Origin of the sequence: Nostoc sp. DedQUE05 (assembly GCF_034530955.1) — a bacterium.
In the GTDB taxonomy this organism is placed as follows: Bacteria; Cyanobacteriota; Cyanobacteriia; order Cyanobacteriales; family Nostocaceae; genus Nostoc.
In genome coordinates this window covers 18,811-44,915 of sequence record NZ_JAVRCB010000047.1, presented here as the reverse complement: position 1 = coordinate 44,915, position 26,105 = coordinate 18,811, and the positions used below count along the sequence as shown (strand labels likewise).

General features: G+C 42.7%; 23 protein-coding genes and 1 pseudogene. 10 read left to right on the top strand and 14 right to left on the bottom strand.

All coding sequences use genetic code 11. From position 1 onward, the window contains the following. Window positions 1–26 precede the first annotated feature (26 nt). The 4 genes from RMZ42_RS27895 to RMZ42_RS27880 all read right to left on the bottom strand — a co-directional run bounded on the left by RMZ42_RS27895 (window position 27) and on the right by RMZ42_RS27880 (window position 2,766). Entirely contained in the window at window positions 27–881 is an 855-nt protein-coding gene (locus tag RMZ42_RS27895) for a DUF72 domain-containing protein (RefSeq protein ID WP_322674466.1), read from the bottom strand. 94 nt (window positions 882–975) lie between these two features. Further along, entirely contained in the window at window positions 976–1,245 is a 270-nt protein-coding gene (locus RMZ42_RS27890) for a hypothetical protein (protein ID WP_322674465.1), read from the bottom strand. A 195-nt stretch (window positions 1,246–1,440) separates the two neighbouring features. Further along, window positions 1,441–2,112: a pentapeptide repeat-containing protein gene (locus tag RMZ42_RS27885; RefSeq protein WP_322674464.1), complete on the bottom strand. Its 672-nt coding sequence runs from the start codon at window positions 2,110–2,112 to the stop codon at window positions 1,441–1,443. Window positions 2,113–2,271: 159 nt separating this feature from the next. Further along, window positions 2,272–2,766 carry a hypothetical protein gene (locus RMZ42_RS27880; protein WP_322674463.1) on the bottom strand — a complete coding sequence of 165 codons (495 nt, stop codon included), beginning with the start codon at window positions 2,764–2,766 and terminating at the stop codon, window positions 2,272–2,274. Between the two features lie 1,103 nt (window positions 2,767–3,869). On the opposite strand from RMZ42_RS27880, the gene aroF reads away from it, so the two are divergent. Beyond that, entirely contained in the window at window positions 3,870–4,739 is an 870-nt protein-coding gene (aroF, locus tag RMZ42_RS27875; protein WP_322674462.1) for a 3-deoxy-7-phosphoheptulonate synthase, read from the top strand. 347 nt (window positions 4,740–5,086) lie between these two features. Beyond that, window positions 5,087–5,443 carry a hypothetical protein gene (locus tag RMZ42_RS27870; protein WP_322674461.1) on the top strand — a complete coding sequence of 119 codons (357 nt, stop codon included), beginning with the start codon at window positions 5,087–5,089 and terminating at the stop codon, window positions 5,441–5,443. Between the two features lie 98 nt (window positions 5,444–5,541). On the opposite strand, the gene RMZ42_RS27865 is transcribed toward RMZ42_RS27870, so the two are convergent. The 4 genes from RMZ42_RS27865 to RMZ42_RS27850 all read right to left on the bottom strand — a co-directional run bounded on the left by RMZ42_RS27865 (window position 5,542) and on the right by RMZ42_RS27850 (window position 10,390). After that, window positions 5,542–6,300: a sterol desaturase family protein gene (locus tag RMZ42_RS27865; protein WP_322674460.1), complete on the bottom strand. Its 759-nt coding sequence runs from the start codon at window positions 6,298–6,300 to the stop codon at window positions 5,542–5,544. A 543-nt stretch (window positions 6,301–6,843) separates the two neighbouring features. After that, complete coding sequence (locus RMZ42_RS27860) at window positions 6,844–7,230, bottom strand: response regulator (RefSeq protein WP_322674459.1); 387 nt, start codon at window positions 7,228–7,230, stop codon at window positions 6,844–6,846. Then, a complete protein-coding gene (locus RMZ42_RS27855) occupies window positions 7,202–7,975 on the bottom strand; it encodes a HAMP domain-containing sensor histidine kinase (protein WP_322674458.1) in 774 nt (257 codons plus the stop codon). Before RMZ42_RS27855 ends, RMZ42_RS27860 begins: the two co-directional genes overlap by 29 nt. Before the next feature lie 12 nt (window positions 7,976–7,987). Beyond that, window positions 7,988–10,390 carry a response regulator gene (locus RMZ42_RS27850; RefSeq protein ID WP_322674457.1) on the bottom strand — a complete coding sequence of 801 codons (2,403 nt, stop codon included), beginning with the start codon at window positions 10,388–10,390 and terminating at the stop codon, window positions 7,988–7,990. A gap of 382 nt (window positions 10,391–10,772) precedes the next feature. Here RMZ42_RS27850 and RMZ42_RS27845 point away from each other — a divergent pair, with 382 nt between their 5' ends. Further along, the gene (locus RMZ42_RS27845) at window positions 10,773–11,177 is read left to right on the top strand and encodes an NIL domain-containing protein (RefSeq protein WP_094347724.1); all 405 of its coding nucleotides are present in this window, start codon (window positions 10,773–10,775) and stop codon (window positions 11,175–11,177) included. A gap of 30 nt (window positions 11,178–11,207) precedes the next feature. On the opposite strand, the gene RMZ42_RS27840 is transcribed toward RMZ42_RS27845, so the two are convergent. Continuing rightward, complete coding sequence (locus RMZ42_RS27840) at window positions 11,208–12,278, bottom strand: DUF3616 domain-containing protein (RefSeq protein WP_322674456.1); 1,071 nt, start codon at window positions 12,276–12,278, stop codon at window positions 11,208–11,210. Window positions 12,279–12,686: 408 nt separating this feature from the next. Here RMZ42_RS27840 and RMZ42_RS27835 point away from each other — a divergent pair, with 408 nt between their 5' ends. Further along, window positions 12,687–13,670, top strand: coding sequence for a CHAD domain-containing protein (locus RMZ42_RS27835; RefSeq protein ID WP_322674455.1), 984 nt, complete (start codon window positions 12,687–12,689; stop codon window positions 13,668–13,670). Window positions 13,671–13,862: 192 nt separating this feature from the next. Here the strand turns inward: RMZ42_RS27835 and RMZ42_RS27830 are convergent. Continuing rightward, window positions 13,863–14,141 (bottom strand): annotated as a pseudogene (locus RMZ42_RS27830) (heavy metal translocating P-type ATPase); the annotation flags it as partial. A 333-nt stretch (window positions 14,142–14,474) separates the two neighbouring features. Continuing rightward, window positions 14,475–14,651 (bottom strand): hypothetical protein, encoded by a 177-nt coding sequence (locus tag RMZ42_RS27825; protein ID WP_322674454.1) that lies wholly within the window; start codon window positions 14,649–14,651, stop codon window positions 14,475–14,477. Between the two features lie 145 nt (window positions 14,652–14,796). Between RMZ42_RS27825 and RMZ42_RS27820 the strand changes: the two genes are divergently transcribed. After that, window positions 14,797–16,161: an LLM class flavin-dependent oxidoreductase gene (locus RMZ42_RS27820; RefSeq protein WP_322674453.1), complete on the top strand. Its 1,365-nt coding sequence runs from the start codon at window positions 14,797–14,799 to the stop codon at window positions 16,159–16,161. Between the two features lie 25 nt (window positions 16,162–16,186). On the opposite strand, the gene RMZ42_RS27815 is transcribed toward RMZ42_RS27820, so the two are convergent. Then, window positions 16,187–16,336 (bottom strand): hypothetical protein, encoded by a 150-nt coding sequence (locus RMZ42_RS27815; protein WP_322674452.1) that lies wholly within the window; start codon window positions 16,334–16,336, stop codon window positions 16,187–16,189. A 48-nt stretch (window positions 16,337–16,384) separates the two neighbouring features. On the opposite strand from RMZ42_RS27815, the gene RMZ42_RS27810 reads away from it, so the two are divergent. The 5 genes from RMZ42_RS27810 (at window position 16,385) to RMZ42_RS27790 (ending at window position 22,673) form a co-directional block, all read left to right on the top strand. After that, the gene (locus RMZ42_RS27810) at window positions 16,385–17,923 is read left to right on the top strand and encodes an amidohydrolase family protein (protein WP_322674451.1); all 1,539 of its coding nucleotides are present in this window, start codon (window positions 16,385–16,387) and stop codon (window positions 17,921–17,923) included. A gap of 171 nt (window positions 17,924–18,094) precedes the next feature. Beyond that, window positions 18,095–18,763 (top strand): dienelactone hydrolase family protein, encoded by a 669-nt coding sequence (locus RMZ42_RS27805; RefSeq protein WP_322674450.1) that lies wholly within the window; start codon window positions 18,095–18,097, stop codon window positions 18,761–18,763. Between the two features lie 149 nt (window positions 18,764–18,912). Beyond that, entirely contained in the window at window positions 18,913–19,533 is a 621-nt protein-coding gene (locus RMZ42_RS27800) for a GDSL-type esterase/lipase family protein (protein WP_322674449.1), read from the top strand. Window positions 19,534–19,643: 110 nt separating this feature from the next. Then, window positions 19,644–20,642 carry an aldo/keto reductase gene (locus tag RMZ42_RS27795; RefSeq protein ID WP_322674448.1) on the top strand — a complete coding sequence of 333 codons (999 nt, stop codon included), beginning with the start codon at window positions 19,644–19,646 and terminating at the stop codon, window positions 20,640–20,642. A gap of 150 nt (window positions 20,643–20,792) precedes the next feature. Beyond that, window positions 20,793–22,673: an ABC transporter ATP-binding protein gene (locus tag RMZ42_RS27790; RefSeq protein WP_322674447.1), complete on the top strand. Its 1,881-nt coding sequence runs from the start codon at window positions 20,793–20,795 to the stop codon at window positions 22,671–22,673. A 193-nt stretch (window positions 22,674–22,866) separates the two neighbouring features. Here the strand turns inward: RMZ42_RS27790 and RMZ42_RS27785 are convergent, their stop codons facing one another. Both RMZ42_RS27785 and RMZ42_RS27780 read right to left on the bottom strand, forming a co-directional pair. After that, window positions 22,867–23,634, bottom strand: coding sequence for a tetratricopeptide repeat protein (locus RMZ42_RS27785; RefSeq protein WP_322674446.1), 768 nt, complete (start codon window positions 23,632–23,634; stop codon window positions 22,867–22,869). 844 nt (window positions 23,635–24,478) lie between these two features. Then, window positions 24,479–25,843 carry a hypothetical protein gene (locus RMZ42_RS27780; protein WP_322674445.1) on the bottom strand — a complete coding sequence of 455 codons (1,365 nt, stop codon included), beginning with the start codon at window positions 25,841–25,843 and terminating at the stop codon, window positions 24,479–24,481. Window positions 25,844–26,105: the final 262 nt, after the last annotated feature.

Here is a 26,105-nt window from a genome sequence, read left to right as displayed (position 1 = left end):
CAACCCCAATTATCTACTAAATACGCTCACCATAAACTGAGTTGATTGGGGGGATGCTCAAGGTTATTCCAAGGTAGGGGTGGAATTAATGTACCACTTTGTTCCAATAGCTGTTGGAAATGACGAGCCGTATTGGGCGATCGCGCTTCTATTGGACAATGGACAAAGAAATAAATTCGCACTCCCATCTGTAACCATTGCTGAATCTGCCTTACCCACTCTTCCATAAATGGCTGATTCACTGATAAATTCGGATGAGAAATAAACCGAATCAGAATAAAAGGTGCTGTCACACTCAATTGCAACGGTAATTTCGGTTTGCGCCGTTCCGATTGTAACTGGGGGTCATCATCTCCAGTGTAAATGGGGCGCGAGTCTAACAGTACTCGTCCGACACCTAAATTTTCTAAAAGCGCCGTCAAATTACTAGCATGGGGTTCCTTGAACCAGTCGGGATGCCGAACTTCCACTGCTAGGGGTGCTTCTGTACGCGGCCAAGCTTCCAGAAAGTTGGACAAATCATCAAGTAATGCAGGTGCATAGCCCGGTGGTAACTGGGCAAACATTGGGCCAAGATGCTTACCTAAAGGGCGCATCGCCTCCAGAAATTTTAAAGCAGCTGGTATATAAGGTTTCAGCAATCCTTGATGGGTAATATCTCGCGGTAATTTTAGACAAAAATCAAAATCTGTTGGTGTTTCGGCAGCCCAACGAGTTACAGTCTCTTGGTTAGGCACGGCATAAAAGGTCGTGTTACCTTCTACAGTGGTGAAGCGACGACTATAGACATGGAGAAAATCAGCAGTGCGAGTACCTTGGGGATAGAGTTCGCCTACCCAACCTTTATATGCCCAAACAGCACAACCGATAAAAAAGTTCACAATGCCTAAAAGCCTTGATGTATCATATTCAATTTTACACGCAGGTTGTAGGGATTAATAAAGCTAAGTCAAATTACCGATTTGTGAAAAAAAATCATAGATTTTTTATCAAAATGCTTGATTGCTTTCTCATTTCGGTAAATTCAGCAAGCAAAAAGGCACATTGCTTTCTCAAAATGCTTGATTGCTTTCTCATTTCGGTAGATTCAGCAAGCAAAAAGACATATTGCTTTCTCAAAATGCTTGATTGCTTTCTCATTTCGGTAAATTCAGCAAACAAAAAGGCATATTGCTTTCTCAAAATGCTTGATTGCTTTCTCATTTCGGTAAATTCAGCAAGCAAAAAGGCATATTGCTTTCTCATTTGGGTAGATCGCGTACTCATTGTAGTGTTTTAGGCAAGCAAACAGGCATATAGCAGTTTTCAATTGCATTGCATAGGAGTCATTTATGCACCAATACGTTTCAGTTAAGGGTTATTAGTGTGGATAATTGGTTTTTTTAGACGCGATAAATCGCGTCTCTACATGAGGATTTTGGTGTTATGGCGCCACCTTAGTTATTGATAAATTGAACCATCAGGCATAATTGCCCCTGCTAAGTTAGTCCCAACTAATTTAACCAGAAGCCGCTCACCAGAGCGAATCCGCGCTCCCGTCAAGTCGGCTCCTCGCAAGTCGGCTCCACTGAGATCCGCTCCAATCAAATTAGCGGCGCGTAAATTCGCTTCCCTGAGATCGGCTAAAAGTAGATTTGCCCGAAATAAATTTGCTTCAGATAAATTTGCACCTCTGAGGTTGACTTTGTGCATAAAAGTATCGCTGAGATTAGCACCGCTCAAATTGGCATAACTCAGATTTCTGCCAGATAAGTCTTTATTGCTCAAATTTGCCCGACTGTAGTCTTTGCCGCTTAAATCTGAGTTTTGTTTTGGTGGTTTCTGGGTTGGTTGAGATGGTTTTTCCTGTTGAGGTGACGGTGAGTAATGTGTGGTTTGATATGTAGTTTGATGTGTGGTTTGAGGTTTGGTTTTTAGAGAGCGCAACTTTTCACGAGCTTCATTTATAGCTTTCAGCTTGTCTTGTGCTTTCTGCTGTAAACGGAGATTGTCTTTGGGAATGCGATCGGGATGCCAAACAAAAACTAAATCTTTGTAAGCCTGGTTCACTTCTTCAAGTGTTGCTCCAGGCTCTAATTCCAAAACTCTATAGTACCGCTCCAGATCGCTCATACGATATTTTGGTGGACAATCAACTTAATTATGAGTGATGGAGTCATTTATACGCTGCATCATTTGTTATGGATTATGGGGCATGGGGCATGGGGCATTGGGCAGTGGGCAGGGGGCAGAAGTTTTTTAATTTTTAATTTTTAATTTTTAATTGATTTCTCATCTCCCCATCTCTCCATTTCTCCATCGAGCGATCGCTCGAAAATATGCTGCAATTGGAATCTGATAAACTTCAATATAAATCCAAACAATAATTGATAAATGTGATAAGAAAGTTAATATTGTCCAAATATATGGCATCCAGGTAATGGGTTCTTTCAGATTAGCAGGAAAATAGTAAGCTACTATGCCAATTAGAGTAGTGGGAAGAATTATAAAAACTGCTGCTGCTAATCCATAACCCCAACCTAATTCCATACCTTCCAACTGGCCTTCTGTCCAATTAAACCCATTCCAACGCCAAGTTAAAGGTGGTTGCCTAGAAGGCATCTTGATTTGCTGTTGCTCTAAGTTGACTGTAAAAATCTCTTGGCAAAAGTCACAAGCCATAGCTTCCATCAATGGCATGTGAGAAATCTTACCTATTCGACAGACTGGGCAGGGGTAAGCTCCATAATAGTCGAAAGATTGGGTTAAGATTTTGGAACTGGGCATAATGAGACAGATGATCCTAAAAAATTGATCTGGTCAATGAGAACTTGGGTAATAATGTATGGCGGTATGGCGGTTGTCAATTTCCTGCAATAAGCTTTCGTAAGATGAAGTCAGGAGAATTATATATTTTAACTTCTCAATCCTGAATTTTTCTTCTGAGGTTATATACAGCAGTTTTCTTTTGCATAAGGTATAAAGCCACTGGTTTTGAGGCAGGAGGCAGGAGGCAGGAGGCAAAAGGCAGGAGGCAGAAGAATAATTTGATTTGTGAATCCTTGGTTATGTACCTTATTTAGTTGCAAACTGCTGTAACTATTGCGATCTTTAATGACAAGCCCTTCTCTACGAGAGGCTGCGCCAACGGGTTCGGAGGTTCGCAATCGACGGAACCGCCAAGACTGCGACCCCCTCACCGCTTTTTTCGTCTACGCAAATAAGCAACTAGTACAATCAGAACAGACTGTGATTTTGAATTGTGCAAAGCGTTATAGTCTTAATCCCCAGAGTTGTACTGAGTCTATCGTTTTTTTATAGTTTGTGCAGGTCTTGACAAAGCCCACTCTTGCTGCTACGTTTACATTAGATAGGTATATTTCTTAAGTTTTCTAGTAAAAAGCCCGCAAATGCTTAACACAAATTCCTATTTTTATTTTTGGTTTAGGGTGGTTCACCGGGGGTGAATTAAGTTTCCTAATGGAAACCGCCCGGTGAACCGCAGAGCAAACTCTGCGGTTTTTGTTTTTTTAAGGAGAATTTCATTGTCATGACTTATTTCATTAGTTGGTTTTATGGCTTTTACTTTTGGCCCAGAATAAATTCCGGGTAAATAGCGTCATGCCAATGAATCAGAACGCGCCCGGAACTTTTAAAGGTTTCGGGCTTTTTTATTATTTGGGAATGGGAATGGGGCATTGGGGATGGGGCATGGGGAATAGACGGACAACGGAGACAAGGGAGAGATGAGGGAATGAGGGAGAAGAATTAATAACCAATTCCCAATCCCCAATGCCCAATCCCCAATGCCCAATCCCCAATGCCCAATCCCCAATCCCCAATCCCCAATCCCCAATCCCCAATACTTAACTTTTCAGGAGAATGTAATCATGATTAATGCCAAACTTGCTGCACAAGCCCATCTCAACCACCAGACAATCGTTAAAATCTCGAAAGAAGTCGCTTTCGGCGGTAAAGAACTGGTAATTATCGGCGGCCCCTGCACTGTTGAAAGCTTAGAACAAATGGAGATAGTCGCTCAAAAGCTATCTAATGCATCAGTACAGGGGTTGCGTGGCGGTGTCTACAAACCTCGCACATCTCCCTACGCTTTCCAAGGTATGGGAGAGTCAGGATTAGAGATTTTAGCCAAGGTGCGATCGCATTACAATATGCCAGTTGTCACGGAGGTGATGTCAATTTCCCAAATTGAAGTAGTCGCCGCCCACGCTGATATGCTGCAAGTTGGTAGCCGCAATATGCAAAACTTTGATTTGCTCAAAGCTTTGGGACAAGCTGGTAAACCAATACTGCTCAAACGTGGTTTAGCAGCAACTATTGAAGAATTCGTCATGGCTGCTGAATATATCCTTAGTCACGGGAATCCTGATGTGGTGTTGTGCGAAAGAGGTATTCGCAGTTTCGACGATTACACCCGTAACGTCCTAGATTTAGGAGCAGTGGCAGCACTCAAGCAAATAACTCACTTGCCTGTAATTGTAGATCCTTCCCATGCCGTCGGCAAACGGGAGTTGGTCGCACCTGTAGCTAGGGCTGCGATCGCTTGCGGTGCAGATGGATTAATTATTGAATGTCACCCAGAACCAGAAAAATCTGTTTCTGATGCCCGTCAAGCACTTTCTTTAGAAGATATGGTGCATTTAGTTAATAGTTTAAAGCTTGTAGCTACAGCCGTTGGACGGAGTATATCAGATGTTGGGGCGGGTTTGTCACCTGCCCCGATTTTTTGGGCGGCTTAAATTTCAGCAAACGGCGATCGCTTCAATATCTCAGCCAAAAGATTTATTTTGGGTTGACGGCAAACAGCGATCGCTTTCGTAAAATAAACTTGTTACTCCAGCTATTCCATTTGTTCTCAAACGTATTTTTACAACACAATCTTCTATATATAACTCCTATAGGAATCAAACCGGATTCCTCTATATAAATATAAGTTATCGTTTTAACAAATAAGACTATTTGATTTTATTCTCTAAGTCGTTTTATCCTGAAATCAGTAGATATTTTAACTTTTACTAAATTGCCCAAAGAAATTTTAGTATACCGATCTTTCAACTCTGAGAATCTAAACAAGGATAATAACTAAATGCTAGAGCAGCAGATTGATAGCCCCATCAAGCCTAAGACAAGTGCAATGATTATGAAGCTTTTTCAAATCACTTTAGTGGTCTTAGTACTTTTAATCAACTTAGTAATTGCTTTCCCATCTTGGGCAGACAGTACGCCTTCTTTAACTAATCATCTTAACAACTTTCAAGTTGGGCAAAAAGTCATTTGGCTTTACAAGCCCCGCACTGATTCTAGCGATGTCCAAAGAATTCCTGCCGAAATAGTCAAGTTAAGTTCCAAGCAAGTGCAAATCAAGGTGTACAAACCTAACAACGAATTTGTCAATCGTTGGGTGAATCCAAACAAGCTTGAGAATTCGACAAAAATTAAATAGTCAGTAGTCATTTGTCCTTTGTCCTTTGTCATTTGTGATTACAAAGGACAAATGACTAATAACAGCCAACAGAAAAAAATGATTTAGGACTGCTGTAGTTAAAACTCTCTTATGTGGATTTCGTTTTCATAATTAGGATCTTCAGTACCAAGCAGTTTATCCCAAAACGTAAAATACAAACCGTAGTGTACTTTATACTTACGATGATGTATGGAATGATGCATAGAACCAATAAGCCACTTTCCAATCCAGTCACTTTTAGATGAGGAAGGAAATAGCTCAAATCCGAGATGAGTAAACACTGCCCATACTGTCATAGTTATAAGTGCGGCAACTAAAGTGACGAAATGCAGGGGAACTATGAAGCTTACACCTACAAAAAAAAGTGCTTGTACAATTGCTTCTGGTAAGTCGAAAGCAGAAGAACTCCAGGGTGTTGGCTCTCCTGAACGGTGGTGTCCAAAATGCATCCATCTAAAAATTCGAGGATGGTGAAACATCCGATGGATAAAATAAAAGTAGGTATCTTGAAGAATTAGTACTGCAATAAAGCTAACTATTAAATACCACAGTCCGTATTTCCAGATGTCAGCGTATAGCAGGGTTGCTCCCAAATTATACTCTGAGATCATAAATGCTCCAGAAATAGCAAAAACTACTGTGGAGATTACTGATAATTCAATATCCTTTTTAATGGCACAATTCATCAACGGTTTCAAACGCAAACTCTTGTTGGTAAGAGACGTTCCTAAAACTAAATAAAAGAGCAAGTATGCTCCGCCGGCAATCAGAAAGTATCGGGCAAGAGTGATGCCGAAGAAGAAAAAGCAATAATACCAAAATGAGTGGTTCGTCAATTAGACCCATCCGTAAGATTAATTTGGTGAAATGAAAATGCTGATTATGTCTGATTTTTTTGGTCTTCATTACCAAAAATAACCAAATTAAGATTTAATTTGTTAATCGACAAAATCCACTGCTTATTTTACAGCATCAAGTAGTTCAGATAATATATATTAATTTTTATAATAAAAATTGAACTAATTTTATTGCATATATAAATATAAATTATTACTATTCATAAAAAAAGGTTCTTGGTTGACTCAAATTGTAGTAAATAGCTAATTTTGTAACTTAGTTACAATTTATTTAAGTTGTTTGTTTATATTATATATTTCAACAACAATTGAATATATTTTTATTCATTGTGTTCTTTAACACCTAAAAAATTTTTAAATCACTTTTCCCTCAATACGCTTGGGTTAAGGGCTAATAGCAAAAATTTTGGGTTTTGGAGACGCGATAAATCGCCGTCTCTACAAGTGTTTTGGCCCGATCTTAACTGTATTGACTTTTGCCTACGTCTATTTTTTATAAATTAATTTGCTATAGATTTTGTTCTACTTTTCTAGGCTCCAGCCCAAGGCTACGGCTACTTCAGCAGCTAATTCTAGAGGATTGAATGGTTTTGCGATCGCGGTAATCATTCCCATCTGATTATAGCGACGGCGATCGGAAGCCTGGATTTTAGCAGTTAACAAAATTACTGGAATCGCTTTGGTTAATGGATTGGCTTGTAACTTTTCAAAGGTTGTGATGCCATCCATCTCTGGCATCATCACATCTAGTAAAATTGCATCTGGTTGGTAAGTCTCAGCTTTAATTATGCCTTCTTGACCAGAACTCGCAGTCACTACTTTCCAGCCTGCGACTGTTTCTAAGCAAATCTTGGCAACTTCTTGAATATACTGTTCGTTATCAACCACTAGAATTTGCTTTGTTGTCATCGCTGCTATCCTCTTGTTGCTTCGGGGTAATGCTCTGAAGTAATTTCATCACCCGTTGTTCAAATTCCTTAGTAGTCACACGCCCGTTGCTCAAAAATTCTGCATCTGGACTTTGTTGGCTATTTGTAGTTGGCTCGTAACTACTATGAACTAAGAGAATGTTGGAAGAGTCTTCTAAATCAGGATTTTGGAAAGCCCGAAATAATGGCAGAGTGACGTAAAAAGTGCTACCTTCACCTAATACACTTTCAGCCCAGATGCGTCCGCTGTGTTGTTGCATAATGCTCTTGCAAATTGCCAAACCTAAACCAGTTCCGTCATGGTTACGTGAATCTGAAGAGTCAACTTGTTGAAAGCGCTCAAAGATACTCTCAAGTTTGTCTGTTGGGATACCGCGTCCGATATCTTTGACTGTCAACAAAACTTCATTCTCTTGTGGTTGCGCCCCCAACCAAACCGTAGATCCAGCAGACGAGAATTTAATGGCGTTACTCAATAGATTGGTCAATGTTTGGACAATGCGATCGCAATCTGCCAATACTTGCCCAGATTCGGCAGAAACGGATACTTTCACTCCTGCTTTGTCAGCCAAAGGCTGCATGACATTTACTGCTTGAACGATCAAGTCAACAATATTGCAGATTTCTGGTTCCATCTTCGCCTTACCCGACTCGATGCGCTCAATGTCTAGGATGTCGTTGATTAAACGTACTAGGCGTTCGCTGCTATCAGTGGCAATTTGCAATAGGCGTTTTCCCTACTCTGAGTTTGTTGCTAGCAAACCACTGGCTAGCATTCCTAGAGAGCCGTGAATCGAAGTTAAAGGTGTGCGGAGTTCATGACTAACAACAGAGACAAATTCATCTTTCATGCGTTCAATTAATTTGCGCTCTGTGATATCTCGTAAAATAACCGTATAAAATATTTCCTCAGCCATCTCTATTTTGGAGATAGAAGCCTCGGCTGGAAATTCAGTACCATCCTTGCGGCGTCCGTAGATTTCACGCCGTTCTCCCATCCGACGGGCAACATTGGGAGATTGACCAAAGTCAACCACATGTTGACGATGCGCTTGAAAAAAACGCTGCGGTAAGAGTAAATCAAGTCCTTGTCCAATCACTTCTTGGGCCGAGTAACCGAAAATCTTCTCTGCTCCTTGATTAAACAAAGTGATGCTTTGGAACCCGTTAATGGAAATAATTGCATCATCAGCAATATCTAAAATTCGTGCAAATCGAGCTTGAGAGAACCGTAATTCTCCCTGTGTCCGTTGACGTTCATCAAGTTGTGACTGCAACTGTTGATTCACCCGAATTAACTCAGCAGTGCGCTCTGCTACTCGCAATTCCAGTTCGTTGATGGCTTGTAAATTAAGAGATGAGCGAGGCAAAGAAGAATTCACTACCCTATCTTCCCCTGCTCCCCCTGCTTCCCCTGCCCCTCTGCCCCTCTGCCCCCCTGCCCCCCTGCCCTCCTGCCTCCCTGCCTCCCTGCCTCCCTGCACGACGCGCTGCCGCAATTTCATCCGTTCTAAGCGATTGACGATCCGGGTTACTAGTTCTGGCCCAACAATGGGCTTACTTACAAAGTCATCAGCACCAACGCTAAACACTTGATTTACCATTTCGGCATCGCTATGCACAGTCAGGAATAGAATCGGTAACTCACACCAGCGCGAATCGTTGCGTACTAATTGGCAAAGTTCTATACCATTTGTATAAGGTAATTCCACATCCAGAATCAGCATGTCTGGCGTAATTATTTCTAAGATTTCCCAGAACTGACGCGGATCTTCAAGAGCGATCGCTTTTAGTCCCCAAGGACTAAGTAAGGTTTGTAAAAATGCCTGAATTTGCGGATCGTCATCCACAACCAATATTTTAGTTTCTGCATGAAGGTCATTTTCCAGTGGTTGTGTGACTGTTTCTAAAACCTGTGGCGTTGGTGATGCAGATATTGCTGCTACTTCGTTTCCGTCAATTTCCTGACGCAATAACTTTACCCAACTTTCGAGGTTGCTAATTTCAGATTGACTCAGGGTTTGACCAGAACTCAGTAACAGTTCGATATTGCGTGCTAATTTAGAGCCAAGAGGCAAGCCAAAAGTGCCTAAAGATCCCGCCAAGCTATGCGCCTCTTTGGCTGCAAGCGATCGCAAATCGGGATTTAAACTATTTTGGTTTAAAGTTGCGATCGCTTCCTCCAGCACCCTCACCTGCTCGTTTACCCGCTTTTGAAATCGTTGCCAAATTTCCGCAACTGCCATTAATGTTTGCTGTTGTGATTTGAGATTAGGAACCAAGGATTTTTCACAATCTAATTTCCCTCTGTCCCTCTGCTCCTCTGCCCCTCGGTCACTGAGCGTAGCCGTTGGCGCAGCCTCTCGTAGAGAAGTGCTGCTCCTCTGCCCCTCGGTCACTGAGCGTAGCCGAAGTGCTGCCCCCCGGTCACTGAGCGTAGCCGAAGTGCTGCCCCCCTGCCCCTCTGCCAGTGATTTCAGCCGATAGCCAATACCGTAAACTGTTTCAACCAAATCACTGGGCGCTCCTACAGCTTTGAGTTTGTGTCGTAACCCTTTGATATGGGTGCGAACAGCTTCTTCTTGTGGAGTGTCTTCATAACACCACAGATGTTCTAAAATCATGCCGCAGCTAAACACCCGACGAGTATTTCGCAAAAATAGTTCTAAAAGAGCATACTCTTTGGGAGTAAGTGCCAGCAGCTTTCCAGCATACATCACTTCACAGCTACTAGGGTCTAGCCGCAATCCACCATACTCCAGTACAGGTTGTGAGGTTACACCTCTGCGACGCAACAGTGCCCGAACACGAGCAATTAACTCTTCTGCATCAAAGGGTTTAACTACGTAGTCATCTGCGCCTGCATCTAGTCCGATCGCTTTCTCATGACTACTATCGCACCCTGTCAATAATAATATTGGCATTTGCAGACCACTAGACCGAATTTGACGACAAAGACTAATGCCATCCAGTTTGGGCAACATTACATCTAGAAGGATTAAATCATAATCATAAGTTTGAATAAAATTCCAAGCAGTATCACCATCAGTGGCAACTTCAACCGCGTAGTTTTGGTTAGTTAAAACGCAGGTGAGTGAATATGCACTTAACTCGTCATCTTCGACAACTAAAATTTTCATGTTAAAAGCTTTCCAAGTTAAAATGGATATAACAGATAACAAGTAATAAATTTAAATAGCAAGTTTAATATAGTATCAATACTGATTTTTAAAGCATCTTCCAAAAGGTCTATATTTGCGGTTTCCAATATTAACAAATATCAATATTGATTAATTTTAATTGGATTTTCTAGCTACCTGCCCAGGAGCAGATGCCTTGCTCGTTCGTGCAACTTACTGTAGGAAAGGACTGTTAACGAAGGCAGGAGGTAGGAGGCCGTTTTTGTAACGGGGATTTATACCCCGCTTGCCAAACTTTTGCCTTAAAAGGCGAGGTTTTAGACCCGATTGTTTCGATAAAACTCTCAATACGTTACAACAGAAAAAACCCTCTGCTAAACCTGTGAAAAAACGAGTAACACTCACCTTCCCGAAACGCGCCGTGCAAATGCCAGTCACTTACGTACTGGCTAAAGAGTTCAACGTCGCCGCTAATATTATCCGCGCTCAAGTTGCCCCAAATCAAATTGGCAAATTGGTAGTGGAATTATCGGGAGACATCGATCAATTAGATGCGGCGATCGAGTGGATGCGATCGCGTAATGTTAATGTTTCTTCGACGTTAGGCGAAATTGCGATCGACGAGGATGTGTGTGTCCACTGTGGCTTGTGTACTGGGGTTTGTCCTACCGAAGCCCTCACCCTCCAGCCAGAGACATACAAGTTGACATTCACGCGATCGCGCTGTATTGTCTGCGAGCAGTGTATCCCCACCTGTCCCGTACAAGCAATTTCTACTAACATTTAACAATCTAAAATCCCAAAACCAAGATTGAAGTTAGCCCAACTTAAACACATCCGCCATTACACTATCATCACCCACCAGCCTACTTTTTGCTGGAGAATCATAAACTACCAATAGCGAAGGTATGCCAGTTACATCCTGAAACAGCGTCATTCCTTCAGCGTGTTCTTCCCGATTCCCATAAGGAATATCTTGCACAAAATCGGGATTGCTGAAGACATTTTCTCGCATATTCACACCATTTACCCAGCGATAAACTTGCACGGGCCCATCTAAATCCATCGTTGGCCCAGCTAAAATCAACAAATCTTTATCATCTACATACAAATCTCGAATTCCCAAACCATTCAACCAGATAAAATGCTTTTTATATAACTCCTGCAATTCTCCAATTTGCTTTAGTTTCATCAGTCCAGGGGTAGAATCTTCTAACTCTATTTCCAGCACCACAGCCCAACCTCGCAATACAGGCCCGCGCAAACCCAGAAAGACGCGGTTTTGATAAATGCCTATTCCTTCAATATCAAAGCCATTATCCTTTCCGGGAATTCCTGCCTTAATAAACAAGCCTAAATGGGCATCATCTGCCAAAGCTGTCATCAGCAAATTACCCTGATTCGTCACCTCTAATTTACTGGCAGTCAATTGCACATCTGGCTTTTCGGGATGTGGGCAAGATGAGAATAGCTTACCGTCTATCAGAGGAATTCGTCCTAAAATGTAACGGTTAGGTTCTGATTCAATTTTTGCTAGCCTTTTAAAGTTCTTGGCATCTGTATTTTCGGGTTTGGATTTTTTACGTTTGTAGCTGTGAGAACCAACAAACCATAAGTAATTATCCGTGTAAGCTAGTCCCTCTATATCAATTTCTTCTTCTTCTGGTGCAGGTAAATCGATAAATTCTGCTACACGAAATTGTTGATGATCTGTAAATTTCTCAGTATCAATCAAAGAAAGACGCTCAATAGTTGAAGTTTCATCTGACCCTAACCATAAATACTTCTGATGTGTTAGTAGCAGTGCTGATAAATCTTCTCTATGCTCTTTAAAAGAATCTACAAAAGTCAATAAAACTTGATTTAGCAAATGATGTAAGTTTGACATTTTAAATTATATTGATATTTACAAAAATACTAGCCATGCTATTATAATATATGGTTTGATTATCGTAAAATTTTGTTATCCAAACTATAGCAATCTGATTTGATTTCTGAATTAATCGTAGGGACTAGGGACTGAGGACTGAGGACTGGGAAGAAGGAATAAAGCTGTACTGAGTTTTTTTCACGCAATCAAATATGAGTCCTATATATCTCATCTCAACTTAAGGGAGATGAGATGATTGTAATCCGTTGATAGATATTGCATATTTATAAGATAATATGCAACTATCAATAGTCATAAGCATACCTGGCAATCCTCATAGCTAAAAAAATATCAAAAGTAGATGCATTTTTTTTAATAATGTTGTTATTATGCAATAACTTCGTGAGGTAATAATTGAGATAAATTATGAAATTAGCTACACAAACTACAGTAAAAACTCTCGGTGACTATGCCTACCAAGCGATTGAAAAACACTTTAAGAAAACCTTGAAGTGGGAAAAATCAGTAAAGAAAGATGAAGATCCAGAAGCGCTGCACCAAATGCGAGTGGGAATGCGCCGCCTACGGACAGCGGTAACTCGGTTTGGGCTAGCAGTGGATCTGTCGAAACCAGTCAGCGATAAAAATATTGGTAAAATAGCTCGTCGTCTTGGTAATCTGCGAGATTTAGACGTACTTAAAGAAAGTTTGGAAAACAATTATAAACCAAACTTACCCCGCAAAGAACAAGAATCTCTGCAAACAGCTTTTATAGCTTTGGCAAAACAACGTGAAGATGTAGAATCGAGCGTACAGAAAACATTAAACGATGAATCTTACAAGTCTTTAAAAGATGCATTAGATAAGTGGTTAGAAAAACCTACTTATCAACCTTTGGCATCTATTGCCATTCAGCAAGTACTACCAGACTTACTTTTACCAGAAGTGAGTAACTTCTTATTGCATCCAGGTTGGCTAGTTGGTACTGAAATTGTAGAATCAGAAGTGAAGATCCAGAAAAACTGGAAACCAAAAAAGATAGAAAAACAATTGACAACAGAAGGTGAAAATATTCATAGTTTGCGAAAAGAAGCTAAACGTATACGCTATCAAATGGAGTTATTTACTGACTTATATGGCGAGTCTTACGAAGCTTATATTACAGAAGTGAAAAATATCCAAGAAATTTTGGGTACGATGCAAGATAGTGCCGTTTTAACTGACTGGCTTGGAGATATATATAAATCAGAAATTCACACTAAGTTGCCCACCCTTGCTAATTTATTAACTGAAAATCGTTATCAGTCGTGGCAGCAGTGGCAACCTTTGCAAGAACGGTATCTTAAAACTGAAACCAGACATAGTTTTCATTTAACAATACTGCACCCACTTTCAGGAGTAATCAGTTAAAAGTTACTCTTTGTTGTTACAGCTAGTGGATATAGAAGTTCCCCTAATGTGTTATCACTACTGGTTTAGCCCTGTTTTGTCACTCTTGGAAAATAATTGAAGCAAGATTCTGAAACTTGGATTTAGTGAACCTTTGAGCCTCTGTTTTCTAATAGTAACTAAACTTTGTAGCCAAAACCTGAAAATTAATGCAATGGGAATTTGTTGCTTGTCGCCATTGCGTTCCACCCAGACGAATTGCCCTAGAGAACTAAGTAAATCTAGAGTTTGTTGAGCAGAAGAACGAGCCGTGCGATCGCGGATATTTTCACCGACTTCAATTGAACCGAGCATCAGCGATGGTGTGAGAAATTACCCTTAGAAGTTAGTAATCGCGATCGCCATCAAATCCAAAAAGTCAATATTCAATTTTCGTTCTACACTAATACCCTCCCATGCTTGTTGGATAACGGGTAGTGTAGCAATGGCGATGGGAAGCACCACTATCAAACCCCGACTCGCCATGCTACCCCGACACTTAGCGACGTGAATGCATTGATTCATTATGCAATCATAGCCACTTTCAGCAGAGCCTCCCCTCCCAGAATGGATTCCCAGCCTGGAGCCTGAGAACCAGTCATGGCTAGGGCTATATCTTACCTTAGTGTCATTCAGTCAAAGAAACCTAGAGAATTGTGCAATAACCTTTCAATACCATAAATAACTATATACTCAGTAAATAATTAATTTGCAATACTTAATGTTTGAAAAACTAATAATTAGTTTTTCGTGTTATTGTGATTTCCAGCACATCTTTTTTTGTATTTATTGTGTAGGCTCTATCTGGTAAGTAAAATTACTAGATAAATTTATGGTGATTAGAGCGCCAAACAGCAAAATTCCTAATTCTGCTGTGGTATTAACCTGACTTACAGTTCGGTTATTTGATTTTTGAGCAATTAGTAGGTAACTGAACGGCAAGTTACTAGAAAAGCTTTGCATGACGACATTCAGTGTCTAGCAAGAGGTGAATGCCTACCTTTTGTAGCAGTAGTAATCATAACTGGCGTAGCGCAAATCAGCCATACCGAGCCTAAGCTTTCTCCACGAGACGCTCCGCTAACGCACTATAAGCAAAGAAAAATATATGAGTACAACACGCAAAATTCGTTTAGGTGCATTCATTCAAGCCACCGGACACCATGTCTCTGCTTGGCGACACCCCGATTCACAAGCAGATGCAGGGCTGAATTTCGAGCATTACAAAGAAATTACCCAAACCGCCGAACGCGGCTTATTCGATGCAGTTTTTTTAGCAGATAGTCCAGGAGTCTGGGGCGGCGCTCCAGAAACTCAGCATCGCAATGGGAAAATTGCTCATTTTGAGCCTGTTACCCTCTTCTCGGCCTTGTCCTCTGTAACTCAAAACATCGGCTTCATTTCCACCGCTTCGACCACTTATGAAGAACCCTACACCCTGGCACGTAAGTTTGCTTCCCTAGACTACTTGAGTAAAGGCCGGGCCGGGTGGAATGTAGTCACAACAGGCAATGAGAATGCTGCACGTAATTTCGGACTTGAGCATCACCCAGAACACAGCCAGCGTTATGAACGAGCTGAAGAGTTTGTGGAAGTGGTGAAAGGTCTATGGGATAGTTGGGAAGACGATGCTTTCATCCGTGACAAAGAGTCTGGTGTCTATTTCGATCCTGATAAACTGCATACATTGAACCACAAGGGCAAATATTTCTCTGTAAAAGGCCCTTTAAACGTTGGTCGTCCGCCCCAAGGTTATCCGGTGATTGTTCAGGCTGGAGCCTCCGAATCGGGACGGGACTTAGCTGCACGCACTGCTGAGGTGATTTTCACCGCCAATCAAACCCTAGCCGATGCCCAAGAGTTTTATGCTGATGTCAAAGGTAGGCTAGCACAATATGGGCGATCGCCAGACGATCTCAAAATCATGCCTGGTGCTTTCCCAATCATTGGCCGGACTGAATCAGAAGCTCAAGAGAAGTACGAATTCTTGCAATCGTTAATCCATCCCGATGTGGCCTGGGGAATTTTAAAGAACTATTACAAGGGTGTGGATTTGTCGAAATATTCTTTAGATGATGTGGCTCCCGAACTACCCAGCGACACCAACACTAACAAAAGTCGTCTCAAACTAGTTAGAGATTTGGCTACTCGTGGGACTCTCACACTGCGTCAGTTGTATCTCTCTCTTGCTACTGCACGAGGTCATCGCACCATACTCGGTACTCCCGAAACCATTGCCGACCAGCTAGAAGAATGGTTCAACAACGGTGCAGCCGATGGCTTTAATATCATGCCGCCAATCCTTCCCACAGGATTGGATGAATTCGTTAACCTAGTTGTTCCCGTTCTCCAGAAACGCGGACTGTTCCGTACTGAATACGAAGGCAGTACTTTGCGTGAAAACCTGGGATTGCGTCGTCCGGCCAATCGTTTTACTGCTAAACAACTAGATGAAAGATTGGTGTTGGCGTAAATGACTTTTCATGTCTGCACTGTGTTTACAGTGCTGTAGTGTAAATGAATTTTTCACGGATGCTTATGCCATACCTTTTAAATTGCACTTTCTGTAGATCGCCACCTACAGACAATTGTGGAGAGACGCGATAAATCGCCGTCTCTACAGGAAATGTATTTGTCAATAGCAGCATTGGATGCTGAAAAAACCTGTAATTTTTGTTGTAGGGAAGGAAAAAAACATGACTGAATATAGCCGATTGAAGACCTCACGCTCCGCCGCAATCAGAGCAACCCTTGATTATCCAGTAATCGACACCGATGTTCATACCAATGATTTCACGCCAGCTTTTGAGGATTACATCGCTAAGTACGGTGGTGTGAAACTTGTAGATGAGTTACGTAAGACTGAAGCTTCTCGTCTTAACTCCAAGAGCAACGGTAAAGACTGGTATCAACAAACTCCTGAAGAACGTCAATACAACCGCACAATCCGATCGCCTTGGTGGGCTAGAGTTACTAAAAACACATTGGATCTCGCTACTTACACCCTTCCCGGACTGCTCTATGAGCGTCAGGCGGAGCAAGGATCGGACTATTCGGTGCTGTTTCCCAACAATGTTTTAGCACCGGCTGGAGCGAGTGCAGAGAATCGTCAAGCACTGCAACGCGCGGTTAATCACTATCATGCTGATATTTACCGGAAATATAGCGATCGCTTGACACCGGTAGCTGGTATCCCATTAACTACTCCCCAAGAAGGCATTGAGGAGCTAGAGTTCGCTGTGAAAACACTGGGCTTAAAGGTGATTAATATCACTGGCGGTGTGAAACGGCCAATCAAAGCGATCGCTGATAAATATCCAGCTGATAAATTCCCCGAAATCGCCAAGTATGCTTCTTATATCGACTTTTACGGACTAGATAGTGAATACGACTACGATCCTTTCTGGGCAAAGGTCGTGGAACTTGGCGTACCTGTCACCACCCATTACGGCAGTCAGGGTTGGACTGGCCGCTCCTCCATCAGTAACTACATGAACAACCATATCGGTCACTTCGCCGATGGTTCGGAAGCATTTGCGAAGGCGCTGTTCTTCGGCGGTGTTACCAAGCGTTTTCCGCAGTTGCGCGTAGCGATGCTGGAAGGTGGGGCAGATTGGGGTGCGCGTGTCTACATTCATTTGGTAGATCGGTTCTCCAAGCGCAATATCAAGGCACTGGAAAACTACAATCCAGCGTTGACGAATTCTGATGAGTTGTTTGAGATATTTGAGCGCTACGGTGCAGAAGTTACTCAAGGGCATTCCCTCGATAAGGACGAATTGACCAAGACTGTACTAGGAGCTTCATTCAGCCGTCATAGCCGTGCGCCGATTGGTAGCGAATTGGACGATTTTGCCGCCGCAGGTATTGAAACAATTGAAGACATCCACGATCGCTGGGTGAACAGTTTCTTCTTTGGTTCCGAGTCCGACGATCGCACGATCGCTACGGCATTCAACGACAAAGCCAATCCCTTGGGAGTCAAGATCAACGCTATCTATTCCTCCGATGTTGGTCACTGGGATGTACCAGACTTAACTTCTCCCTTGGCTGAAAGCTGGGATCTCGTACAAGAAGGCGTCCTGACCGAAGCCGACTTCAAATCCTATGTATTCGCTAATCCCTACAAGTTTTACACCCAAGCTAACCCCGATTTCTTCAAGGGTACAGCGATCGAATCCAAAGTAGGTAACAGCGAATTTCAACAAGTGGACAAGAGTTTAGTAGTGGCGTAAAAGGTGAGATCGGGGAGTGGGGGGAAATGAGGGAGATGAGGAGGACAAGGGGGACAAGGGAGAATTATTAAACAAGTTTCTTCCTTATCTCCCCCCTCTTCCTTGTCTTTTACCAATGCCCCATGCCCCATGCCCAATTCCCAATTCCCAATTAAATTAGGAGTCATAACAATGCCTGTTGAACAACGCTCTCATGACACTAACAATGGTTCCTTGCCTTATCTGTTCTCACCTGTTTCTAACAATGCCAAGCAACCTGCACCCTTAGTACTTTTTCTGCATGGAGGACGCGATCGCGGGACGGATTTGAATGTGCTACTAAAATGGGGTTTACCTCGTTTCGTGGATTTATCCGACTCGTTACCTTATGTCTTTGCTGCACCCCAAATTCTGGCTGAACAGACTTGGGCAGATCGAGCAGATGATGTGCTTACTTTGCTTGATGAACTGATCGTTTCTCAGCCTGTCGATCCAGCGCGGGTGATATTAGCCGGGTTCAGCTTAGGCTCGGCAGGTATCTGGCATATCGCTGCTTTACATCCCGATCGCTTTGCAGGTTTAGTTCCTGTGTCTGGACGCGTACCAAAAACATTAGCAGAAAGCGAACTAGTTGCACTCAAAAACATTCCCGTTCAGATATTTCAAGGTGGACAGGATAAAAATCTGCCGATTGAGGATACAGAGCATTTTGTTGAGCGCTTACGCAAAGTCGGGGGGAAAGTCGATTTGACAGTGCTACCGGAAGGCGATCATTTTATTGCAGATGAGGTATACGGCGATCCGAAGTTACAGCAATGGCTAATTTCTCAGAATCGGCGTGAAATTTCTGTAGTTGCTTGAGGTGAAATGTTCAAAAACTAACTTGCAATATTCTCTGAGGTAGGCAGCGTCCTGCCTGCCTAACATAACAATATATTAATATCTTCTAGAATCATGAACATAATGCTTCTTCTCAAGTCAAAGCCGAACTTTTTCGGCAAAATTTAGTTATGTCAGATTCTCGCAAAGAAATCAGAATTTGTTTTATTGGTGAATCCTTTGTCAATGGCACAGGCGATCCAGAGTTTCTGGGTTGGACAGGTAGAGTGTGCCGCAATGCTGAGTCAAGAGGATACGCTATCACCCATTACAACTTGGGGGTGCGGGCAGAGACAAGTCGGTATCTCAAACAACGTTGGTACTCGGAAGTCTCCTATCGTCTCCCAAAAGAATCTGATGGTCGAGTAGTGTTTTCCTTTGGGGCAAACGATTCAGGATGGGCGGGAAAACAACAAGGAATCGAACTTCCAGAGTCGATCGCAAATGCTCGCAGTATCTTAAGCCAAGCAAAGCAACTCTATCCGATTTTGATGGTTAGTCCGCCACCCTGTGGTGATGTCGATCAAGAAAAAAGAAATCAAATTCTTGCAAATCTGTCAGAGGAATTCGCGTTGGTTTGTAATGAACTAGATGTTCCGTATCTTGATGTGTTTTCTAGTTTGGTGAAGTCACCAATCTGGCTAGCAGAAGCAAAAGCCAATGACGGCGCTCACCCAAAAGCTGATGGTTATGCAGAATTTGCTGCGATCGTCCAAAACTGGGAAGGTTGGTTAAATTGGTTCACACCTTAAAAATCATGGCTTGGTCGATGTGTCAGGGTTTTAGTTTTGCGTTAGCGAAGCGGAACGCACGTCGCATTCTATTTAAAAATTTCAAAACTTTCTCAATTAACAACATCTTTATGACTTTACCAACCACTAAGCTCGGTAAAACTGGATTGACCGTTTCGCGTCTTTGTCTCGGCACTATGACCTTTGGTTTGCAGACCGACGAAGAAACTTCTAGGCAAATCCTCGACACCGCCGCCGATGGCGGAATCAATTTTTTAGATACAGCCGACGTTTATCCCCTGGGCGGCGGACTTGCTACTGCGGGACGCACCGAAGAAATCATTGGGCGCTGGCTCAAAGGCAAACGCGAACATTTTATTTTAGCTACCAAGTGCGTTGGTCGAGTTGGCCCTGCACCTTGGGATCAAGGGGCTTCGCGTAAACATATTTTGGATGCGATCGATGCTTCTCTGCGACGCTTGGAAACTGATTATATCGACCTGTATCAGTTGCACTCCGATGATGCTTCAACTCCCCTTGATGAAACTTTGGAAGCGCTGGATGCAGTGGTTCGTGCTGGCAAGGTGCGCTACATCGGGGTTTCCAACTTCTTAGCCTACCGACTCGCCCGTGCTTTGGGTCGTGCTGAGACGCGCAATTTAACCAAGTTCGTCTCAATTCAGCCCCGTTACAACCTGTTATTCCGCGAAATTGAGCGAGAACTATTGCCTCTTGCCAAAGAAGAAGGATTGGGTGTAATTTCTTACAATCCTTTGGCAGGTGGTCTACTTACAGGCAAACACAATTTTACTCAAGGCCCCACATCAGGTACGCGTTTTACGTTAGGTGCTGCCGCAGAACGTTATCAAGAACGCTACTGGCGCGATCGCGAATTTAATACTGTTGAAGATTTACGCACGGTAGCGGATCTCGCCGGATTTTCCCTCACCACCCTAGCAGTGGCTTGGGTTTTATCTAATCCGATTATCACTGCCCCCATCATTGGCGCTAGCCGTCCCGAACAACTTGCTGACAACCTCAAGGCACTAGAACTAAAACTTGACGACAATTTGAAACAAAAGTTAGACGACATAACAGCCGAATACCGAAGAGGAGATTCTCTTCGTTAGAAACTAGGGACGCAGCGAATAACAAATGACAAATGACAAATGACTCAAAGTGGAGTACTTCTAAAAGTCTCTAATGCCATCGGGCGGCTTATCTAGTCGTCCATTTTTATCTGGTAGAAAAGTGAAAATGATGCTAAGAGATCGACTTTCATGACGAAAAAAGCTAGACAATCCAAATCCTTTCAACGTGCCCCTGATGCACCAGATTTGCCATCAACTCCATTTAAGTTCATTTGCTATTTTGTTAATCAGTTTCGCTGGTGGTATGTGTTAATGGTAATCCTGGAGGTAATACACGCAACTTGTGGCATTATGTTGCCTTATGCTATTGGCGAGATCATTCGGGGCGTGACGCGATCGACGGGCGACAGCAAGCCCATTTTTGATGCCATGAAGCAACCGTTAATGTTATTCATCGGCTTGAGTGTGGGTGAAGTGGTATTTGGGCGCTCGGCTGGACTCTTGCAAACTATTCTCCATCCCATCCATCGACAGCACATAGTGCGATCGCTATATGCCTATTTACAACACCATTCGCATCGCTACTTAAGCAGCAGTTTTTCCGGCGCATTGGCACATCGGATTAGCGAAACTTCTCTGGGTGTTACCCAAACGATGCAAATGATGATTACTGAATTTATGCCAGTAATTGTTGTGTATTCCGTCGCCACGACAATACTGTATCGCGCCTATCCTCCACTGGCTGCACTCGTGGGAATATGGGCAGTTCTTTTCATCAGTATTTCGTTCTGGCTGGCAACTCGCTGCCGATTTTACTCCCGGAAAGCCGCAGCCGCCAGAAGTGAGACAACTGGCATCATTGTAGATACAGTCACAAATCTCACTAGTAGCCGACTGTTTGCTCGCTTTGGTTTTGAACGACGTTATTTGAATGAGCAATTAAGGCACGAACTCAAACACGTGAGAGAGTCCAACTGGTACTCAGAGCGCATTCGCTGGTTTCAGTTCATCTCAGCAGCCATTCTGAAAATCAGCACACTGTATTACTCGCTTTCTCTCTGGAGTCAAGGAAAGATCGCTACTGCTGATTTTGTTGTAGCAACTAGCTTATCACTGTTGATCATCAGTGAAGCCCGCAATTTGAGCCGCCGCTTTCTAGAATTTTTTGAACATGTTGGGAATGTCGCCAATGGTGTTTTCACCATCGTTCAACCCCACGAATTAGTCGATCGCGAAAAAGCGATCGCCCACTCAATTACTCAAGGTAAGATTGAGTTTCGGCGGGTGAATTTCAACTACACAGAAGAGAAGAAAGTTTTCAACAACCTTTCTGTCACCATCCAAGCGGGACAGCGTGTCGGACTGGTAGGCTTGTCCGGCTCTGGAAAATCCACCTTTGTCAATCTGATTCTGCGTTTATTTGACCCACAATCTGGACAGATTATCATTGATGGGGTCGATATTCGAGACATGACTCAGGATGCACTACACGCTCAAATTAGCTTAATTCCCCAAGATCCATCTCTGTTCCATCGCACTTTGCTAGAAAATATTCGTTACGGACGCTTGGATGCAACCGATGAGGAAGTAATCGAGGCTTCGCGAAAGGCTCATGCTCACGATTTCATCGTCCAAAGTAAGGATGGTTACAATTCTCTGGTGGGCGAACGTGGTGTCAAGTTGTCTGGGGGGCAAAGACAGCGGATTGTTATCGCGCGCGTAATTCTCAAAGATGCGCCGATTCTGATTTTAGATGAAGCCACCTCTAGCCTCGATTCAATTACCGAAAAAGCGATCCAAGATACCCTCGACTTAGCAATGAATGGGAAAACGGTGATTGTGGTAGCTCATCGACTATCTACCATCGTCCATCTAGACCGGATTTTGGTGTTCGACAAAGGTCGGATTATCGAAGATGGTTCCCACGCCAAACTGCTGGCACTAGGCGGCGCTTACTATAGATTATGGAAAATGCAAGCAGGTGGATTTCTACCGGAAAATCTCGACGAGGAACGCATACGCGAGGTTCGCACTGATGCGGATAACGTCGAAAAGGGAATGATTGCTTGACAGGTTGAAGCTGGACTTGCTGACACCATACTCATTGTAACTTTTAAGGATAACTGGAGAAGGATCGCTCTCCCAAACCAATCAAGCAAACGCGATTCCTGCGGACAGCTTCGCTAACCCCCTTCCCCACAAAACCCAAATGCGTAGACATAACGCAGCTTGTCGTTAGACATCGCACATCGCCCAGATCCCTCTACTCCGGTAAACCCTCTAAATTCTCTCGCGTCACCGCAGCCATATATTCATCCTGATACTCAACATATATCTCCAACGCTGTCTGCAAATTAGCCCTAGCTTCCGCGTAATTCTCCTGCACTTGTGCAAGCAATCCTAATACTGCGTAAGTGCTAGCACTCGAATAGCGATCGCCAAATTCGATATATATTTCCAGGGCTTGTTGATAATAATCCCGTGCCTGGTCGTATTGGCGCAACTCTTGGGCAACCCTTCCCAACTGGTGGTAAGTGTCAGCACTCGAATAGCGATCGCCAAATTCGATTTTGATTTCCAGGGCTTGTTGATAATAATCTCGTGCCTGGTCGTATTCCCGCAACAGTTGGGCAACCATTCCCAACTGGTGGTAAGTCCCAGCACACTCATAGCGATCGCCAAATTCAATATATATTTCCAGGGCTTGTTGATAATAATCCCGTGCCTGGTCGTATTGGCGCAACTCTTGGGCAACGTATCCCAAGTTGTGGTAAGTGCTAGCACAGTTATAGCGATCGCCAAATTCGATATATATTTCCAGGGCTTGTTGATAATAATCCCGTGCCTGGTCGTATTGGCGCAACTCTTGGGCAACCCTTCCCAACTGGTGGTAAGTGTCAGCACTCGAATAGCGATCGCCAAATTCGATTTTGATTTCCAGGGCTTGTTGATAATAATCCCGTGCCTGGTTGTATTCCCGCAACTCTTGGGCAACGTATCCCAAGTTGTCATTCTTTTGAGCAGATAACAATCACCAACTTTTAAATTTTAAGCGATCGCCCATCAAATTTAGCAAATACAGCTATAGGACTCATAAAACTCCGCGCGGAAGTTCGGAAATTAGTTATGATTCCTACAATCATTGCACCCCAAAGAGCCAAAGCTATGCTTTGTCTCCCCTTTTCTTGGTATCAACACTTGTAACTCGCTTAACCTTGAACACTAGTTGCCAAAATTGAAGCGTTTGCAACAATTGCTCTTTCATGTATAAGAAAGGTTTAAGTATTTCCAAGAAAGGTATAAGCAGTTGCTGCAAAGACTTCATACTTTGCAACAATTACTTGTTCATGTATAAGAAAGGTTTAAGTATTTCCAAGAAAGGTATAAGTAGTTGCTGCAAAGGTTTCATGCTTTGCAACAATTACTTGTTCATGTATAAGAAAGGTTTAAATCATTGCAACAATTGTTGTAATTAACTTATATCATGTCCGCATAATTAGTTATGCAAACCACAGTCATTACACCCCACCCCCAACCCCTCCCCGCTTGCAGGGAGGGGAGATAAAGCGTAGCTTTGGCGAGGGTGGGGTTCTTCGGATTTAATAAGCAATCAAGTGGACATAATATTATGAGTTGCTCTATAGTGCGTCACTTCGGCTGCGCCCTTCTCTACAAGAGGCTGCGCCCGAAGCGTAGCTATAGGACTAGTATTTGATTTCTGAAAAAACTCAGTACAACTAAGAAACCTTCTTTCCTGTCGCCTATTGCCTATTGGACAGCATCAATTCTCGCTAATTACTGCTGTAAGTTAACCTGGTAGAGAAACATAAAACAGGAAGTGCGATCGCAATTAGCTGAGAAAGATTGAATTTACGTTAACAGTGTTGTTGTTTTTTGAACAGTGACAACAGCAAACACACCATTCCCATTACTACCAACGACACAGAAGAAGCAGATTCTGGGACAGGTTGAGGGTTTTGGACAGGCTGATAATTGATGAAATTTCCTTGAATTGGGCTGAGTGATGCCAAAAGTTGCTCAATATCGTTAGATATATTAGTGTCATTACCAACACTTTTAGAAGAGATGAGGCGGTTAAAGGTTTGGCTACTCGATTTATCAAAATTTCCTGTGAACCCAAGAAAATTTTGACCTATTTTACCTATCAGAGAGTCAATCAGATTGTTAACGTCAGTTTTGATCCCTAGTGGGGATAACTTTAAACTGCTGAGATTATTGACGTTTCCAATCGTTGTATTGTCAGTCTTTGTTAACCAATTGCCATTACCAATAATTTCATTTCCATTGGTAAAAACCCAGTTACCATTACCAATAATTGTATTATCTTTACCAAAATCCCAATTGCCGTTTCCAATGGTTGCGTTGTCGCTGCCAAAGTGCCAATTACCATTACCTAGTGTTGCATTATTACTTCCCTTGTCCCAATACCAGTTGCCGTTACCAAGGGTTGTGTTATCCTTTCCAAATAGCCAGTTGCCATTTCCGATAGTTGTGTTGTCATTATTAAAGTTCCAGTTACCATTACCAATGGTTGCACTGTTACTGCCAGAATCCGAGTTAAAATTACCAATAGTTGCGTTATTACTACCAGAGTCCTTGTTACCATTGCCAACCGGTGCGTTGCTCTGATTAAAAGTTTGGCTACCTGAATTAGATGTATTCCCAGTGTTACTAAAAGGTATATTGTTACCAAGGACTTCTTTCAACGGATCGAAAGGCGATTGTTGAAGCAGACCTCCAGCACCTGCGATCGGATTACCACCGCCTGCAAATGGGTTGTCAGCGCCACCTGCGATCGGATTGCTGCTACCTGCAAATGGGTTGGTAGCCCCACCTGCGATCGGATTGCTATTACCTGTAAAAGGGTTGGTAGCCCCACTTGGAATGGGATAACCACTACTTGCAAACGGGTTACTACCTCCTGCCAATGTCTTGTCAATATTCTTGAAATAGTTATCACCCAAAACTAACTTTAATCGTTCAAAGATTAATTTCTGAAGCCCACTGCCACCATCACCTGCAAACGGGTTAATACCGCCACCTGGAATGGGATTGTTACCGTTACCTAATAACAGATTGCTACTACCCGTTAACAGGCTGCCTTCAGCAGAAAAACTGCTATTGGCAGCAAAGGAATTAGCACTATACAGATTGCTAGCGCCACCTGAACTTAAGGGATTAACTCCACCATTAATGGGATTGACAGCAGACGCTTCCATTGGCACTAATTCTCCTATTTATTAGTTAAAAATTTATGGAGTCTTCAGTACCTGTTATACAAATTATGAATTTGCTCAACCCAAAATCTCTTTAATAATAAAGGCTTTAATAATCTTCCCATCAAATTAATAGAAAGTATTGCTTAAACTTTTATCTCTAAAGAGTTTCAGGGCGTAAAATAGCAAACTAGTACAGTGAGGCAGAAGGCACATAACCGATAATACACGCTTTTGAGGTTTATCGAATGATATGTTTATTTTC